The 17,087-nt window shown below is 63.8% G+C and carries 13 protein-coding genes; 6 read left to right on the top strand and 7 right to left on the bottom strand.

The window, feature by feature from the left end; genetic code table 11:
• Positions 1-109 precede the first annotated feature (109 nt).
• The 3 genes from DK261_RS15895 to DK261_RS15885 form a co-directional block, all read right to left on the bottom strand.
• On the bottom strand, positions 110-1,414 hold the full coding sequence (locus DK261_RS15895) for an OprD family porin (protein WP_025808389.1): 1,305 nt from the start codon (positions 1,412-1,414) through the stop codon (positions 110-112).
• A gap of 236 nt (positions 1,415-1,650) precedes the next feature.
• On the bottom strand, positions 1,651-2,046 hold the full coding sequence (locus DK261_RS15890) for a nuclear transport factor 2 family protein (protein ID WP_009046492.1): 396 nt from the start codon (positions 2,044-2,046) through the stop codon (positions 1,651-1,653).
• Between the two features lie 27 nt (positions 2,047-2,073).
• The gene (locus DK261_RS15885) at positions 2,074-2,769 is read right to left on the bottom strand and encodes a DsbA family protein (protein ID WP_110175963.1); all 696 of its coding nucleotides are present in this window, start codon (positions 2,767-2,769) and stop codon (positions 2,074-2,076) included.
• Positions 2,770-3,024: 255 nt separating this feature from the next.
• Between DK261_RS15885 and DK261_RS15880 the strand changes: the two genes are divergently transcribed.
• Complete coding sequence (locus tag DK261_RS15880) at positions 3,025-5,118, top strand: TonB-dependent siderophore receptor (RefSeq protein WP_103331248.1); 2,094 nt, start codon at positions 3,025-3,027, stop codon at positions 5,116-5,118.
• A gap of 1,010 nt (positions 5,119-6,128) precedes the next feature.
• Here DK261_RS15880 and DK261_RS15875 read toward each other — a convergent pair.
• The 3 genes from DK261_RS15875 to aguB form a co-directional block, all read right to left on the bottom strand.
• Complete coding sequence (locus DK261_RS15875; protein ID WP_038630380.1) at positions 6,129-6,329, bottom strand: hypothetical protein; 201 nt, start codon at positions 6,327-6,329, stop codon at positions 6,129-6,131.
• Positions 6,330-6,575: 246 nt separating this feature from the next.
• Positions 6,576-7,682, bottom strand: a complete 1,107-nt coding sequence (gene aguA, locus DK261_RS15870) for an agmatine deiminase (protein ID WP_038630379.1) — start codon at positions 7,680-7,682, stop codon at positions 6,576-6,578.
• Between the two features lie 4 nt (positions 7,683-7,686).
• The gene (gene aguB, locus DK261_RS15865; RefSeq protein WP_081362955.1) at positions 7,687-8,565 is read right to left on the bottom strand and encodes an N-carbamoylputrescine amidase; all 879 of its coding nucleotides are present in this window, start codon (positions 8,563-8,565) and stop codon (positions 7,687-7,689) included.
• Here aguB and DK261_RS32880 point away from each other — a divergent pair.
• On the top strand, positions 8,564-8,839 hold the full coding sequence (locus DK261_RS32880; RefSeq protein ID WP_146218534.1) for a hypothetical protein: 276 nt from the start codon (positions 8,564-8,566) through the stop codon (positions 8,837-8,839). The two genes, aguB and DK261_RS32880, sit on opposite strands and share 2 nt — an antisense overlap.
• Before the next feature lie 43 nt (positions 8,840-8,882).
• On the opposite strand, the gene DK261_RS15860 is transcribed toward DK261_RS32880, so the two are convergent.
• Positions 8,883-11,795: an aminotransferase gene (locus DK261_RS15860; RefSeq protein WP_110175962.1), complete on the bottom strand. Its 2,913-nt coding sequence runs from the start codon at positions 11,793-11,795 to the stop codon at positions 8,883-8,885.
• Positions 11,796-12,018: 223 nt separating this feature from the next.
• On the opposite strand from DK261_RS15860, the gene rfbB reads away from it, so the two are divergent.
• The 4 genes from rfbB (at position 12,019) to DK261_RS15840 (ending at position 17,051) form a co-directional block, all read left to right on the top strand.
• Positions 12,019-13,101, top strand: a complete 1,083-nt coding sequence (rfbB, locus tag DK261_RS15855) for a dTDP-glucose 4,6-dehydratase (protein ID WP_110175961.1) — start codon at positions 12,019-12,021, stop codon at positions 13,099-13,101.
• Positions 13,102-13,167: 66 nt separating this feature from the next.
• Complete coding sequence (rfbC, locus tag DK261_RS15850) at positions 13,168-13,713, top strand: dTDP-4-dehydrorhamnose 3,5-epimerase (protein WP_038630375.1); 546 nt, start codon at positions 13,168-13,170, stop codon at positions 13,711-13,713.
• 129 nt (positions 13,714-13,842) lie between these two features.
• Positions 13,843-15,651 carry an ATP-binding protein gene (locus tag DK261_RS15845; protein ID WP_009046481.1) on the top strand — a complete coding sequence of 603 codons (1,809 nt, stop codon included), beginning with the start codon at positions 13,843-13,845 and terminating at the stop codon, positions 15,649-15,651.
• Positions 15,648-17,051 (top strand): sigma-54 dependent transcriptional regulator, encoded by a 1,404-nt coding sequence (locus DK261_RS15840; RefSeq protein WP_041985396.1) that lies wholly within the window; start codon positions 15,648-15,650, stop codon positions 17,049-17,051. The genes DK261_RS15845 and DK261_RS15840 overlap by 4 nt, the downstream gene beginning before the upstream one ends.
• Positions 17,052-17,087: the final 36 nt, after the last annotated feature.

Below are 17,087 nucleotides of genomic sequence, written 5' to 3'. Positions count from 1 at the left end.
CAGAGAGCCGCGGTGCTATTCAGGACGGGGTAATGCCCACAAAAAAGCCCCGAACCAGTCGGGGCTTTTTCTATTGTTGGCCTGGTATCAGGCCGCGATCAGGCATTCATCAGAACACGTTGATCGGGTAGTCGACGAACACACGCAGTTCGTTACCGCTGTCGTTGTAGCCGCTGGACTTCTGCGATACGCGCAGGATCGAACTACGAACCTTGACGCTCAGGTCCTTGGCCGGGCCGCTCTGGACCACGTACTTGAACTGGTTGAAAATTTCGCGCTCGGTGCCGCCAGTGGTGGTGTGGCCCTCGCTGTTGGTGGAGGTGATGTTGTCACCACGCACGTAAGCCAGGTTGTAGGTCAGGCCCGGTACGCCGAAGGCGCCGAAGTCCAGACCGTAGCCCAGCTGCCAGCTGCGCTCGTCTTCAGCGTTGAAGTCGGACCAGTAGGAGTTCGCCAGGTAGATGGTGTTGCCACCGTCGCCCACGCGGTGCTGCTCTTTCTGGTAGCCGCCGTAGGCGTAGCCCAGGTTGCTGTCGCCGGTGCTGCGCTGGTGCGCCAGGGTGAAGGAGTGCGGGCCGGTGGCGTAGGTGGCTGCCAGGCTCCAGATTTTGTTGTCCTGGCCGCCTGCTTCTTTGAACTCGGCGTAGGACTTGTCCAGCTTGGTGCGGTAGCCGTTGAAGTCGAAGGTCAGGGACTGATCGGTGGCCAGCGGGAACACGTAGTTCAGGTTCACGTACTGCTTCTTCAGCACGTCTTCGACGTCGGAAGCGTACAGCGAGCCCTTGAACTGTTCGGTGAACTGGTAGCTGCCGCCCAATACGTTGATCGACTTCAGGCCACCGCTGTCACGGCCTTCGGCGCTTTTACGCGATTCGGCGGTGAAACGACCGGCGTTCAGCTCCAGGCCCTTGATCTCTTTGGAGGTGATCAGGGTACCGGTGTAGCTTTCCGGCAGCAGACGGCCATTGTCGTAGCTCAGCACCGGCAGGGCCGGCATCTGGTCGCCGTAGGTCAGGACGGTGTTGGACAGGCGGAATTTGACCGCGGCGCCGGCCTTGGCCAGGTCGCCTGCCGGGCTCTTGTTGCCGCCTTCGCTTGGCTTGAAGAAGTCGATGCCCTGGCCGCCGCTGTGGCTGCCTTTATCCAGGCGCAGGCCGTACAGGCCGAAGGCGTCGACGCCCACGCCCACGGTGCCTTGGGTGAAGCCCGACGAGAAGGTACCAATGGCCGCTTGACCCCACTCGCGCTGGTCATCGTTACCGTTTTTCTTGTCGCGATTGATGTAGGCGTTGCGCAGCAGGATTTTCAGGCTGCTGTCCTCGACAAAACCCTTGGACTCAGCCTGGTCGTTAGCCATAACTTGAGTACTGCTCAGAATCCCCAGTGCGATCAGACCGATCCGCTTGTTCAACATTTTATTTTCCTTATTACGGGTTGATGACGCGCTGTGGTGCTCCTTGGAAACGGCGCTTAAGCGCTCTTTTTTCAGGCCAGAACAAAAAGACCCGCCCACGAAGAATCGCGGCGGGCCTTTTATTATTTGAATGTCATGGCCGTTGGCCACAGGCGTTGGCGCGAATCCTATCTGCGCCCCGAACAGTGTGTCAATTTCAAGAATCGTCTGAAAATAGGCGAAAATCGTCTAAGAACTTAACGATCCTTGATGGCCAGTTGCACGGTATGGCTGTCGACGAACTGTTCAAAGTGCGTGACCTTGCCATCCTTGAGGGTCCACAAATGGGCCACGCGGGCATTCAGCGGTTTGCCCGTGGCTTTATAGACGCCGCTGTAATTGCCGTAGGCGAACACCTTGTCGCCCTGGGCCACATAGTTCTCGACGGTGAAGGCAAAGCCTTCCCATTCGGTGGCCAGGCGCTTGAAGACATTCTCCACCACGGCATCGAAACCGATGTAGGTGCCGGCGTAGGGAAAGCCTGCCGCCTCGGTCCAGCGCGCATCGGCGGCCAGGGCGGCGGCGGTGTTTTTCGCGTTCTCCTGGGAGTTGGCGCCTTCGTAGGTGCTTTTGATCAGTGCCAGGTTATCCATGGGTGACTCCGTCAATAAGTGGGTGGTTCAAAGGGCGCAACCGTCCAGGCCACAGGCCTGCAGGCTCGGTGAAAGCTCGACCTCGGGCGTACCGAAGGCCTCGCTCAGCCACTCGGCGAACGCCTGCGGCTTGCCCAGCCAGGGGCTGATATCGATCAGCCTGAACTGACCGTCCTGTTCCAGCACCAGGGTCGGAAAACCCTGGCCACCGACCCGGGCCAACAAGGCGCGGCTGGCCTTGATGTGCTCGTCCAGGCTATTCGCCGCGGCGTATTCGAAGGCTTCCTCGAACTCGCCGCGCTCAAAGCCCAGGCCTTCGGCGAGCTCCAACAGTACGTCGACATCGGCGATGCGTCGCCCTTCGACGTAATGCGCCGTCTGCAAGCGTCCGAGCAATTCCAGGCCGCGCCCGGCGAGCGCCTGCGCCGCCAGGACCGCGGCGATCGGCGGGGCCGAATCGAAGACCGCCGAATGATCGCGCAGCAAACCTTCGAAGTAGGCCTCGCCGAACGGCTGCCCGGTGTATTCGGCAATGCGCCGGTCATGGGGCATGACGTAGTCGCGCAGTTGCGGCGAAACCTGCTGGCAGTTGCGCCCGGTCATCATGCCGCCGCCATGGGCCACCACCGGCAGCACCGCCTGGGCCGCCTGCACCAGCGGCTTGGCGCCGTAGCACCAGCCGCACAAAGGATCGTAGATGTAATGAAGGGTCGCTGCCGACATGCAAGGCTCCGGGACAAAGGCCGATAAATTCGATGGCGGCAGACTATGCCCGTGGCCCACAGGAAAAAACGCTGGAATGGCTTTTAGTCTGTTTCGGGAATCGGTCGAATCGGCCGTGTATCCACTTCATTTCAATCAAGACACAAATTGAAACAATCCGCCCAGGGAACTTTCCAAGAATAATTAACGAAAGTAAATAGCAAGCATTACCATTCGCGACCACTGTTTCCTTCACCCTTCTGGATGCGTTTTTCCATGCCTGCCCCCTTCCGCCTGACTCCCCTCACCCTTGGCTTTTGCGCCTCGCTGACGGCCGGTTTCACCTGCGCCGCCCCGACCACCCTGCCAGCCACCGCCATCAGCGCAGAAGTCGATGCCGACGATCCACGGGTCAAGGAAGTCAGCACCGCGACCCGCACCGCCACGCCGGTGCGCTATGTGCCGCAAGCCATCGACTCGGTGAAGACCAGCAACGTGCTGGACTACGGCATCAACGATCTGGGCACGGCCCTGAGCGGCATTCCCAACGTCAGCAGCGGCGCCGACACTCGCTTCGACAGCCTGCGCATTCGCGGCTTCGACGCCAGCAACGACTTCTACCTCGACGGCGTCCGTGACGACAGCCAGTACGTGCGCGACCTGCACAACATCGAGCGTATCGAGGTGCTCAAGGGCCCGGCGGCGGTGCTTTACGGCCGTGGCAGCCAGGGCGGGATCGTCAACCGGGTGAGCAAGCTGCCGCAGTTCGGCCGCCACTCCAGCGTCGAAGTCAAAGGCGGCAGCGAAGACCTGCGCAGCCTGTATGCCGACCTCAGCGCCGACCCCAGCGAGAACATCAGCCTGCGCCTGAACATGGGCAACCAGGACAACAACAGCTTCCGCGACGGCGTCAGTGGCAGTCGCCAGCTGTTCGCGCCGTCCATGAGCTGGCAGTTGACGCCGGACCTGAACTGGCTGGTGCAGTACGAATACAGCCGCTACAACCGCACGCCGGACCGCGGCATCCCGGGGATCGACGGGCGCCCGGCGGACGTGAGCCGCGACACCACTTACGGCGACAAGCGCGACTACATCGACGACAAGTCCCAGTCCCTGCGTTCCAAGCTCAGCTACGAGCTGAACGACAACTGGCAACTGCGCCATACCCTGAGCCTGTTCAAGCTCAACAGCGATTTCGACAACACCTACCAGACCGGCTACGACAGCCGCACCAAGCGGGTGAACCGCCAGCGCTGGCAGCAGGACCTGAACACCCGCAACATTTACAACAACCTCGAAGTCGAAGGCACCTTCGATACCTTCGGCCTCGAACACCGACTGCTGACGGGTGTCGAGCTGGGCAGCCAGCGACGCGATCCGAAGCTCTACACCGCAGCGGCGGTCAGCGCCAGTGGCCAGGCCGTGCCGTCCCTGGACCCGTTCAACCCGGATAAAAACCTGCGCCATACCGGGAAAATGGTGGCGTCCAGTTACAACCACAGCGAGGTGGAAAGCCGCGCCGTCTATGTCCAGGACCAGCTGCGCCTGAACGATCAGTGGCAAGTGCTCGCCGGCCTGCGCTACGACAACTTCAACGTCGAGACCCACAACAAGCTTCTGGATCGCAAGGACGACCGCGACAGTCACAGCACCAGCCCGCGCCTGGGTGTGGTCTGGACTCCGCTGGAGAACCATTCCTTCTACGCCTCCTGGAGCAAGAGCTTCTCCCCCGTCGGCGGAGGCCTGATCGGCATCACCCCGAACGCCAACGGCAACACCAACGACCTGAGCCCCGAACGCACTCGGCAGAAGGAAATCGGGGTCAAGAGCGACTGGCTTGACGACCGCTTCAGCACCACCCTGGCGGTCTATGAGCTGGAGCTCTACAACCGCCGCAGCCGCAGCGTGGAAGACCCAAACGTGATCCTGCTGACCGGCCTGCAGCGCTCACGCGGCGTGGAACTGACCGCGGCCGGCAAGATCGTCGGCAACTGGTCGATACGCGGTGGCATCGGCCTGCAGGACGCGACTGTGGTCAAGAGCAATAACGGTGACGAAGGTAACCGGGTGAACAACGTGGCCAAGCGCAACGGCAGCCTGTTCGTGACCTGGAAACCGGAAATGGGCTGGTACGCCGAGACCGGCCTGACCCTGGTGGGTGATCGTTATGCCGACAACGCCAATACCGTGATGCTTCCGGGCTATGGCCGCTGGGACGCCCTGGCCGGCTTCCGGCAGAAGGACTGGGACCTGCGGGCCGCGCTGAACAACATCAGCGACCGCACTTACTACTCCTCGGCTACCAGCGCCGGGCAGATCCAGTTCGGCGACCCGCGCAGCCTGGTGGTGACCGGTACCTACAGCTTCTAAAACGCAGCCATGGATACGGCCAGCCATCGCGTGAGCGTAGTGGCGGCCTGGCGCCGGCTGCGCCGTCGATCGCAGCCTGCGGCAGCGGCTACACCGATCGCATGCACCGAACTATCGGATTACACCCTGTAGCCGCTGCCGAGCACCGCGAGGCTGCGATCGACCGCGAAGCGGGCGCCGCTCTTGAGCTCGCTGGAGGTCCTTCGGACCTATCGCAGCCTGCGGCAGCGGCTACACCGATCGCGTGTACCGAACTATCGGGTTGCACCCTGTAGCCGCTGCCGAGCACCGCGAGGCTGCGATCGACCGCGAAGCGGGCGCTGCTCTTGAGCCCGCTGGAGGTCCTTCGGACCTATCGCAGCCTGCGGCAGCGGCTACACACGATCGCATGTACCGTACTATCGGATTGCACCCTGTAGCCGCTGCCGAGCACCGCGAGGCTGCGATCGACCGCGAAGCGGGCGCTGCTCTTGAGCCCGCTGGAGGTCCTTCGGACCTATCGCAGCCTTCGGCAGCGGCTACACACGATCGCGTGTACCGAACTATCGGGTTGCACCCTGTAGCCGCTGCCGAGCACCGCGAGGCTGCGATCGACCGCGAAGCGGGCGCTGCTCTTAAGCTCGCTGGAGGTCCTTCGGACCTATCGCAGCCTGCGGCAGCGGCTACACCGATCGCGTGTACCGAACTATCGGATGCACCCTGTAGCCGCTGCCGAGCACCGCGAGGCTGCGATCGACCGCGAAGCGGGCGCCGCTCTTGAGCTCGCTGGAGGTCCTTCGGACCTATCGCAGCCTGCGGCAGCGGCTACACACGATCGCGTGTACCGAAGTATCGGATTACACCCTGTAGCCGCTGCCGAGCACCGCGAGGCTGCGATCGACCGCGAAGCGGGCGCCGCTCTTGAGCCCGCTTGAGGTCCTTCGGACCTATCGCAGCCTGCGGCAGCGGCTACATTCGCGCAAAAAAAAACGCTGCCATCAGGGCAGCGCTTTTACCAATCCGTTGTTTGCTTATCCTTCCAACACATCCCACAACGCTTCGAGTTCCGCCTCGCTGAACAAACCAGCAGGGTAACGATCGAGGATCATCCGACGCGGGTCGGCTTCCCGGACCTGTCGCGTTCCATTGGACTTCAACCATTGCGCCAGAACCTGAAGCGATTCGTTATTCATTGCCAAGGGATGTGAAGTCCGCTCGCTGACCCTATTCATCTCCAGCGCTCTCTCCCGGTTTGTGAGCGGCTAACTTATCCAAGGTTTATGACAGAACATCGCAGTTCCACCGGCCTCAGAGTGACCTCGCGAGAGATACAAGAGCTATGCCAAGGTCCCGTGATTGCTGGCTTTCGGATACAAAAAAACCCGCAGTCCATCAGGGCTGCGGGCTTGCCGGGCGACGCCGGATTGGATCCATGTAACAACCCGTCAATCAGGCGTCACAGGCTGTTACAACAACACTCAAACCTTGTGCGGCGCCGGTTGCTGTTGGGTAAGGCAATGGATATTTCCGCCCCCCAGTAACAACTCGCGACCCGGCACCATCACCACTTCGTGCTGCGGGAACAGGTTCTGCAGAATCTCCTTGGCCTGGGCATCCAGAGGGTCGTCGAAACTCGGGGCGATGATGCCGCCGTTGACGATCAGGAAGTTCACATAGGAACCGGCCAGGCGCACCGACGGATTACGCTCCTGGGTGCCGTCCACCGGGTCGACGCCCGCGCACTCTTCTTCGGTCGCATACAACGGCCCCGGAATCGGCATCTTGTGCACGGTGAACGGGCGACCCTTGGCGTCGGTGCTGTCTTGCAGCACTTTCAGTGCTGCCTGGCAGCGTGGGTAGTTCGGGTCCTGCGGGTCGTCGGTCCAGGCCAGCAGCACTTCGCCCGGGCGCACGTAGCAGCAGAAGTTATCCACATGGCCGTCGGTTTCGTCGTTGTACAGGCCGTCCGGCAGCCAGATGACCTTATCCACCGCCAGGTTGGCGCTGAGCACCGCTTCGATCTCGGCACGGTTCAGGTGCGGGTTGCGATTGCGGTTGAGCAGGCACTCTTCGGTGGTGATCACCGTGCCTTCGCCGTCGACGTGAATCGAGCCGCCTTCGAGCACGAAGCCCTCGGTGCGGTAACGCGGGCTGCGCTCGATCTCGAGGATCTTGCCGCCCACCTGCGCGTCACGGTTCCACGGCGAATACAGGCCGCCGTCGAAACCGCCCCAGGCGTTGAAATCCCAGTTCACGCCACGGACTTCGCCCTTGTCGTTAATGACGAAGGTCGGGCCGGTATCCCGGACCCAGGCGTCGTCGCTGGACATCTCCACCAGGCGGATATTCGGCACGTCCAGGCGTGCCCGGGCGTTTTCATACTGGCCCGCGGAGACCGCCACGGTCACCGGTTCGAAGCGGGCGATGGCCTTGGCCACCGCTACGTGTGCGGCTTGCGCCGGCTTGCCGCCCAGGCGCCAGTTGTCCGGGCGCTCGGGCCAGATCATCCAGGTCTGGGTCTGCGTCGCCCACTCGGCTGGCATGTAGAAGCCGTCGGCGCGAGGGGTGCTGTGCAAAGTGGTCATGGGTTCAGGACTCCAGGGAACCGTCGAGGGTTTTGATCGCGCTGTACAGGTTCGGCCGACGGTCGCGGAACGAACCCCAGGCGCTGCGAATGTGTTCCAGCTCGTCGAGGTCGAAACTGTGGACAAGAATACCTTCTTCAGTCTCGTTCAGTTCTTCAACCTTCTCGCCGAACGGGTTGGCGATGAACGACGAGCCGTAGAAGGTGATGTCGTAGCCGTCCTGCTCTTCGTTGCCGATGCGGTTGCTGGCGATCAGCGGCATCAGGTTGGCGCCGGCGTGGCCTTGTTGCACGCGCTGCCAGTGGTCGCGGGACGAGATGCTCTTGTCGTGGGGTTCGCTGCCGATGGCGGTCGGGTAGAACAGAATCTGTGCGCCTTGCAGTGCCATGCTGCGGGCGCACTCGGGGAACCACTGGTCCCAGCAGATGCCCACGCCGATTTTCGCGTAACGGGTGTTCCACACCTTGAAGCCGGTGTCGCCCGGATTGAAGTAGTACTTTTCGTGATAGCCAGGGCCGTCCGGGATGTGGCTTTTACGATAAATCCCGAGGTTGCTGCCGTCGGCGTCGATGATCGCGATGCTGTTGAAACGCGCACGCCCGGCCAGCTCGAAGAAGCTGATCGGCAGCACCACTTGCAGCTCGCGGGCGACCTTCTGGAAGTGGGCGATGGCCGCGTTGCCTTCCACCGGGGTGGCCAGCTGCAGGTAGTCCGGGTTCGGCTTCTGGCAGAAGTACGGGGTCTCGAACAGTTCCTGGATCAGGATGATCTGCGCGCCTTTGGCGGCGGCCTCGCGGACCAGCTTTTCCGCGGTCTCGATATTGGCTTCGAGGTCCCAGGAACAGGCCATCTGGGTTGCGGCGACGGTAACGATACGGCTCATGAATCATCTCCTGGGCAGCAGCAAAGGACCGATGGTGGCATCGGCCGATGACAGAAAAGGGCAAGGCCGGACGCGGCTTGGCCGGGTCCCGACAGGGATGACTTTATATCCGATAAAAATCGACTTTAGAAGTCATAAAAATATAAATTCAAAAATAAAACCCGATAAATACCGATTCTTATCGGTATTTATCGGGTCGTTCTGGGGATGGGGTTGTCTGTTCTGGCGCTATCGCGAGCAAGCTCGCTCCTACAGGAACGCCGCCAACCTGTAGGAGCGAGCTTGCTCGCGATCCGGGTACGAGGAGATCGAGGGGCTTAGAGCCCCTCGTCCAGCACCTTCGCCAACATGTCGACAAAGAAGTCGACGCTCTGGCGCGTGGTGACCATCGGCGGCTTGATCTTGAGGATGTTCAGGTAGTCGCCGGTGGGCTGCATGAAGATCCCCAGCTCGCGCAGGCGATCGCACAGCAGTGCGGTCTCCTCCGTGGCCGGCTCCAGGGTCTGGCGATTGCGGATCAGCTCCAGTCCCAGGTAGAACCCCGAGCCATGCACCGCGCCCACCAGCGGATAACGCTCGATCAGGGCTTCCAGGCGCTGCTTGAAGTGGCCGCCGACCACCTGGGCGTTTTCCCAGAGTTTTTCTTCCTGCATCACGTCGAGCACCGCCATGCCGATCCGGCAACTCACCGGGCTGCCGCCGGCCGAGGAGAAGAAATAGCCTTCGGCCTCCAGCGCTTCGGCGATCTCCCGGCGGGTGATCACCGCCCCCAGCGGCTGGCCGTTGCCCATGCCTTTGGCCATGGTGATGATGTCCGGCACCACGCCCTGCTCTTCGAAGCCCCAGAAGAACTTGCCCATGCGCCCGTAGCCGACCTGCACCTCGTCGGCGATGCACACCCCGCCCTGGGCGCGGACCAGGGCGTAGACCTGCTTCAGGTAACCCGGCGGCAGGGCGATGCCACCGGCGTTGCCATACACCGGCTCGCAGATGAAACCGGCCAGCTGGCGCTTCTGCTCCGCCAGCTTGGCCAGGTTGTGTTCGACGCTGCGCACGTAGTCCGGAGTGCTGTTCTGGCCGCGGAACTCACCGCGATAGGTATTGGGCGCGGTTACCGGATGCACCCAGTCCGGGCGGCTGCTCAGGGCCTGGGGGTTGTCGGCGATCGAGGTGGACACCGCGTCCGCGCCCACCGTCCAGCCGTGGTAGGCCTCCAGCACGCTGAGCATGTCGCGCCCGCCGCTGTAGGCCCAGGCCAGGCGGATCGCCAGGTCGTTGGCCTCGCTGCCGCTGTTGACCAGGAACACTCGGTCCATGGAGTCCGGCGCCAGCGCCAGCAGACGCTCGGAGAACTCGGCAATCGCCGCGTAGTGGAAGCGCGAGTTGGTGTTGAGCAGCGACCACTGGCGCGCGGCCTCGGCGGCCATGCGTGGATGACCGTGACCGAGCACCGCGACGTTGTTGAGCATGTCCAGATAGGAACGGCCCTGCATGTCGATCAGGTGGTTGCGCCAGCCGCGCTCGATGCGTGGCGGGTCGACGTAATAGTGCTTCTGCGAACGGGCGAAACTGGCCTCGCGTCGCGCCAGCAAGGCTTGCGGATCGAGCTCCGGCTCGGCGTCGCAGGCCAGGCCCAGCAGCGCCGCCGGCGACGGGCACAGCGCCTGCCATGCTGCGGCTCGCGATGGCGTACAGAACAGCGGCGGATCGAGCTGCGCGCCACGGCACAGCTGGACCTTGAGCCCGCCGTCCACCGCCCCCAGCACCTGGCCTTTGACCAGCGCCGCGCCGGCATGCACCGAGGGCGTGACGCCCCATAGCCGTACACTCAATTGTGGGCCGTCGAGGCGCAACGCACCATCGGCAGCACGGTGCAGCACCCCGGCAAACGGCGCCTCGACCGCCGTGCCCGACGGCACCTGCAACTGCACATGCAACGGGAAGGTATCCGGTTCGACGGCACTGTCCGGGCAGGTCCGGGACAGGCGGTACTGCCCGTAGCGACTGGCCGCCAGCCCATGGGCCGCCGCGGCCTGCTGCAACAGCTGGGTATCGATCTCCGGCTGCTCCCAGTTGCCGGCCTCAAAGTGCGGGCTGAGCACGCCCAGGTCGATCAGGGCGAACTCGCGTCCCACCAGGCCCGGCAACAACGGCGCGAAACCTTCGCCGGCGATGGCCGGCAGCGTCTGGCCGACCGCCCCGAGGATCGCCGCTTCCATCAATTCGAACGGCACCGAGGTGGCGACGCGGAAGATCTCCCATTCGTGGTTCAGGTTGTCGCGGCTGTACTGATTGTTCGGGTCGATGCTCACCTGCTGTTCGCCACTGAGCACCAGCACCGCGGCGCGGGCCACGATCAGCGGCCACAGCGCCAGCAGCTCGGCCTGCTGCAACGGATTGACCGCGTGATAGGCGCGGACCGCCGGCAGGATGCAGAACGGATCGCCCTCGGCATGGTGCAGCAACGCCGCACAGGTCACCGACAGGTCGGTGATGCGCCAGGTGCGGATCAGGTCGCCGAAATCGATCACCCCCTGCACCTGCCAGTGGCGTTGGGCGTCACGCTGCCAGACCACGTTGTCGTCGGTGATGTCCAGGTGGATCGCCTGCACCGGCAACAGCTCGGCCAGGCGCTGCACGCGGCGCTCGGCCTGCTCGGCCACGTCGGCGATCAGGCTGCGCTGCTGCTCATCGGCGATCACCGGCAACAGGTGGTTGATCAGGCTATGGGCATGACGCGCGTCCCATTGCAGGGTGCGCGTAAGTCCTGGGTGCTGGAAGTCCGCCAGGGCCAGGTCCATCTGCCCGCACAGCCGACCAAAGCCGGCTGCCAGCTCGGGGCCCAGGTGCTTGAGGTGGGTCAGCGGCTGGCCTTCGATGTAGTCGAGCAGCCGCACATGCAGCGCCTGGCCATCGACGTCCAGGGACAGCAGGTCGGCGCCGTTCTTCGCCGGGATCACCCGGGGTACGTGCAGCTCGGGGTGGGCGCCAAGGTGTTTGAGCGCCGCATGCTGGGCCTGCAGTTCCAGGGCCGCGTAGTCGCCATGGCAGATCTTCAGGACAAACCGCCCCTGGGGGCTGTCGAGCCGGTAGTTGAGATCCTGCTGGCTGCCCAACGATTGCAGCGTGCCGCCAAGGCCGTAGTGCACTTCGAGCAGGTCCAGCGCCTGCTGTGGGGTGACCTGCGGACCGGGCAGGCTGGCGCGGTGAATCAACGTGGCGAGCAACATGGAACGACCCCTGGAATTATTGTCAGATGCGTATATCGCCACTGCGCCAGGCGTTACGCAACCCCCAGGCCCGGGCAGTCGACAAGGGCTGCACCGTCGCCGGGAAGCTAAACAGGATGCCAATAGCCGGGCCAGACGTCGGCGCCCCTTGCAGCGGCCGCTGGCTGCCGACAAGCTATGCTCCATTCGCGACTTCATGTCTTAGGGAAGAAGGCCTACACATATGCGCATTCTCGTTACCGGCGGTGCCGGTTTTATTGGATCGGCGCTGGTTCGCCACCTGATCCGCAACACCGAACACGAAGTGCTCAACCTCGACAAGCTGACCTACGCCGGCAACCTGGAGTCGCTGTCGAGTATCGCCAGCGACACCCGCTACGAGTTCGTCCAGGCCGACATCGTCGACCAGGCCACCGTCAGCGCCCTGCTCGAGCGCTTCCAGCCCCAGGCGATCATGCACCTGGCCGCCGAGTCCCATGTCGACCGCTCCATCGACGGCCCGTCGGACTTCATCCAGACCAACATCGTCGGCACCTACAGCCTGCTGGAAGCCACCCGCGCCTATTGGCAGGCCCTGCCGACGGCGGAGAAAAGCGCCTTCCGCTTCCACCATATTTCCACCGACGAGGTGTACGGCGACCTGCACGGCGTCGACGACCTGTTCACCGAAACCACGCCCTACGCCCCCAGCTCGCCCTACTCCGCCAGCAAGGCTGCGTCCGACCATCTGGTCCGCGCCTGGCAGCGCACCTACGGCCTGCCGGTACTGGTGACCAACTGCTCGAACAACTACGGGCCGTTCCACTTCCCGGAAAAACTCATCCCGCTGGTGATCCTCAACGCCCTGGCCGGAAAACCGCTGCCGGTGTATGGCAACGGCCTGCAAGTGCGCGACTGGCTGTTCGTCGAAGACCACGCCCGCGCCCTGCTCAAGGTGGTGACCGAAGGCGTGGTCGGCGAGACCTACAACATCGGCGGCCACAACGAACAGACAAACATCGACGTGGTGCGCGGCATCTGCCAACTGCTGGAAGAACTGGCGCCACGCAAGCCCGAAGGCGTGCAGCACTATGCCGACCTGATCACCTTCGTCCAGGACCGCCCCGGCCACGACCTGCGCTACGCCATCGACGCCGGCAAGATCGAGCGCGAACTGGGCTGGGTGCCGCAAGAAACCTTCGCCAGCGGCCTGCGCAAGACCGTGCAGTGGTACCTGGACAACCAGGAATGGTGCCAGCACGTGCAGGACGGCAGCTATCAAGGGCAACGCCTGGGTTTCAGCGACACCTGCGACCTGATTGCCTAAGCAGCTATTCGTATTGAACAATACCCGGCCACGGCCACAACAAATTCACTTTGCTGGAGAGACCCCATGAATGTAGTCACCACCGACCTGCCCGGTGTTCTGATCATTGAGCCCAAGGTATTTGGTGACGAGCGAGGCTTTTTCTATGAAAGCTTCAATGCCAAGGCTTTTGCAGAGGCAACCGGACTGAACACCCAGTTCGTTCAGGACAATCATTCCCGCTCCCAAAAAGGTGTACTGCGCGGCCTGCACTATCAGCTGGAAAATACCCAAGGCAAACTGGTGCGAGTCATCGCCGGTGAGGTGCTTGATGTGGCGGTGGATATCCGTCGCAGCTCGCCGCACTTCGGCAAGTGGGTGGCGGTACGCCTGTCGGCTGAAAACAACCGTCAACTCTGGGTGCCGGAAGGTTTCGCCCACGGCTTCGTGGTACTGAGCGAGTTCGCCGAATTCCTCTACAAGACCACCGACTACTACACCCCGTCGGCTGAGCGTAGCATTCGCTGGGACGATCCGACCCTGGCCATCGACTGGCAACTCGATGAAGCGCCAAAACTCTCGGCCAAAGACCAGGCGGGCAAACTGCTGACAGAAGCAGATGTGTTCTCCTAACCCCGTCACCACCACTCAAGTCCGCCGATGCACCTGACCTCTGCCATCGGTGGCAACCGCCAGCAATGCTTGTGTCTTGCCGGGCAGGGCTAGGCATAATGCGCCTGTACCCACAGGCGCATGTCCCTCATGACTCCACCCCTTCCCCAACGCCCCCGCTGGCGTAGCCTGGCTTTGCTGGCCCTGTGCCTGGCGCCGCTGCTGTGGCCGCTGGAGCATCTGGCCGAGCGTTATTACCGCAGCGAACTGGCGGGCCAGAACCGCCAGACCCTCGACCTCTACGTCGCCAACCTGCTGGGCACCCTGCACCGCTATGAAGTGCTGCCGCAGATTCTCGGCGAGCTGCCGGCGCTGCGCGCGGTCCTCGGGGCGCCGGACGACGGCGTGACCCAGGGCAACGCCAACCGCCTGCTGAAAAACATCAGCGCCCAGACCGGGGCCGAAGTGATGTACCTGATGGACACCTCCGGCAACACCCTGGCGGCGTCCAACTGGGACAAGCACGACAGTTTTGTCGGTCGTAACTTTTCCTTCCGCCCGTATTTCAGCGAGGCCATGGCCGGGCGCCTGGGGCGTTTCTTCGGCCTGGGCACCACCTCGGCCAAGCGCGGTTATTTCTTCGCCGCCGCCGTGCGCAAGGGCGAGAAAATCATCGGTGTGCTGGTGGTCAAGGTCGACCTGGACCACACCGAAAGCCTCTGGGGCAAGACCCCCGAGCAACTGGTGGTCACCGACCACAATGGCGTGGTGATTCTCACCTCGCGGGCGGAATGGCGTTTCCGCTCGACCCGCCCGCTGAGCGAAGACGAAAGCAAGGCCATAGTCGCCATCCAGCCCTACCCGACCCGCGATCCACGGCCGCTGAACCTCGACTCCAGCGCCTGGCTGACCCAGACCCGAGAGATCGACGAAACCGGCTGGAGCGTGAGCATCCTCGCCCCACGCACCCTGATCGACCGCCCGGTGCGCACGGTGGTGGCGGTGGGCGGCGCCACGCTGCTGGTGCTGATGCTGTTGCTCGGGCTGATGATGCAGCGCCGCCGCCACTACCTGGAGCGCATCGCCTTCGAAGCCAAGGCCCGGCGCGAGCTGGAAATGCGCGTGGCCGAACGTACCAGCGACCTGGAAGGCCTCAACCGCCGCCTCAGACAGGAAGTGCTGGAGCGCGAACACGCCCAGCAGGAACTGGTGCGCGCCCAGGACGACCTGGTGCAGGCCGGCAAGCTCTCGGCCCTGGGCACCATGTCGGCAAGCATCAGCCATGAACTCAACCAGCCGCTGGCGGCGATCCGCAGCTACGCGGAAAACGCCGAGGTGCTGCTGGACCACCAGCGCACCGAGGACGCCCGCGGCAACCTCAAGCTGATCAGCGAACTGACCGGGCGCATGGCCTCGATCATCGCCCACCTGCGCGCCTTTGCCCGCCGCGACCGCCACGCGCCGGAAAGCGTTGCCCTGCAACCGGCGCTAGACGATGCCCTGGCGCTGCTGGCCAAGCGTCGACGGGCGATGGAAGTGGAGCTGATCCGCGACCTGCCGGCGGCCACCCTGTGGGTCGAGGCCGGGGAGACGCGCCTGCGCCAGGTGCTCGGCAACCTGCTGGCCAACGCCCTGGATGCGCTGACCGAAAAAGGCCCGCCGCGCAAACTCTGGCTGAGTGCCGAATCCACCGCCACGGGCGTCAATCTGTACATTCGCGACAACGGTCCGGGCTTCTGCATGGAAGCCCTGGGCCGCGCCGGCGAGCCTTTCTACACCACCAAGACCCGTACCCAGGGCCTTGGCCTGGGCCTGGCGATCTGCGACACCCTGATGCGCGCCTTTGGCGGTGAATTGTCGTTCTCCAACCACCGCGAAGGCGGCGCCCTGATTACCCTGCGGCTGCGCGCCGGCGCGCCGGGAGTGAGCCTGCAACCGTCCGAGGACCGCAGCGTATGAGTACACCGATCACCAGTGACGTGCAGGTGGTGTTGATCGACGACGATCCGCACCTGCGCCAGGCCCTGAGCCAGACCCTGGACCTGGCGGGGCTGAAGATCCTGCCATTGGGCGAAGCCCAGGGCCTGGCCGCGCGCCTGGAGCGCGACTGGCCGGGGGTGGTGGTCAGCGACATCCGCATGCCCGGCATGGACGGCCTCGAACTGCTCAGCGAGCTGCACGGCCAGGACCCTGAACTGCCAGTGCTGCTGATCACCGGCCACGGCGATGTGCCGCTGGCGGTGCAGGCGATGCGCGCCGGGGCCTACGACTTCCTGGAAAAACCCTTCGCCAGCGATGCCCTGCTCGACAGCGTGCGTCGGGCCCTGGCGCTGCGCCGCCTGGTCCTGGACAACCGCAGCCTGCGCCTGGCCCTGAGCGACCGCCAGGAGCTCAGCGCACGGCTGGTCGGGCTGTCCGCGCCGATGCTGCGTCTGCGCGAGCAGATCGGCGCCCTGGCGGCGACCAAGGCCGACGTGCTGATCCTCGGCGAGACCGGCGCCGGCAAGGAAGTGGTGGCGCGGGCGCTGCACGACCTGTCGAGCCGGCGCAACGGTCCGTTCGTGGCGATCAATGCCGGCGCCCTGGCCGAGTCGGTGGTCGAAAGCGAACTGTTCGGCCACGAGCCGGGGGCCTTTACCGGCGCGCAGAAACGCCGCATCGGCAAGTTCGAATTCGCCAACGGCGGCACGCTGTTCCTCGATGAAATCGAAAGCATGAGCCTGGATGTACAGGTCAAGCTGCTGCGCATGCTGCAGGAGCGAGTGGTGGAGCGCCTGGGCGGCAATCAACTGATCCCGCTGGACATACGCATCATCGCCGCGACCAAGGAAGACCTGCGCCAGGCGGCCGACCAGGGACGCTTCCGCGCCGACCTCTACTACCGCCTGAATGTCGCGCCGCTGCGTATTCCACCGTTGCGCGAGCGCGGTGAAGACGCCTTGCTGCTGTTCCAGCATTTCGCCGACGAGGCCAGCGCCCGCCACGGCCTGCCGCCCCACGAACTGCAACCGGGGCAGCGCGCCCTGCTGCTGCGCCACAACTGGCCGGGCAATGTGCGCGAACTGCAGAACGCCGCCGAACGTTTCGCCCTCGGCCTGGAGCTGGCTCTGGACAACAGCGCGGCGGATGGCGGCTCCTCGCAGCCGGCGCCGACGCTGGTCGAGGGCGGCCTGAGCGAACAGGTGGAAAACTTCGAAAAGAGCCTGATCGCCGCCGAGCTGGCCCGCTCCCACAACTCGCTGCGCAGCCTCGCCGAAGCCCTGGGTATTCCACGCAAGACCCTGCATGACAAACTGCGCAAACACGGCCTGAGCTTCGGCGACAGCAGCGCCAGTTCTAGTAGCGACGACATCGATTGAACGATGCCGACTAACCTTGTTAAAGCACCCCTTTCA

It is taken from the genome of Pseudomonas sp. RW409, assembly GCF_003184125.1.
Taxonomy (GTDB): Bacteria; Pseudomonadota; Gammaproteobacteria; order Pseudomonadales; family Pseudomonadaceae; genus Aquipseudomonas; species Aquipseudomonas chlororaphis_I.
This window is presented reverse-complemented; position numbering and strand designations above follow the sequence as displayed.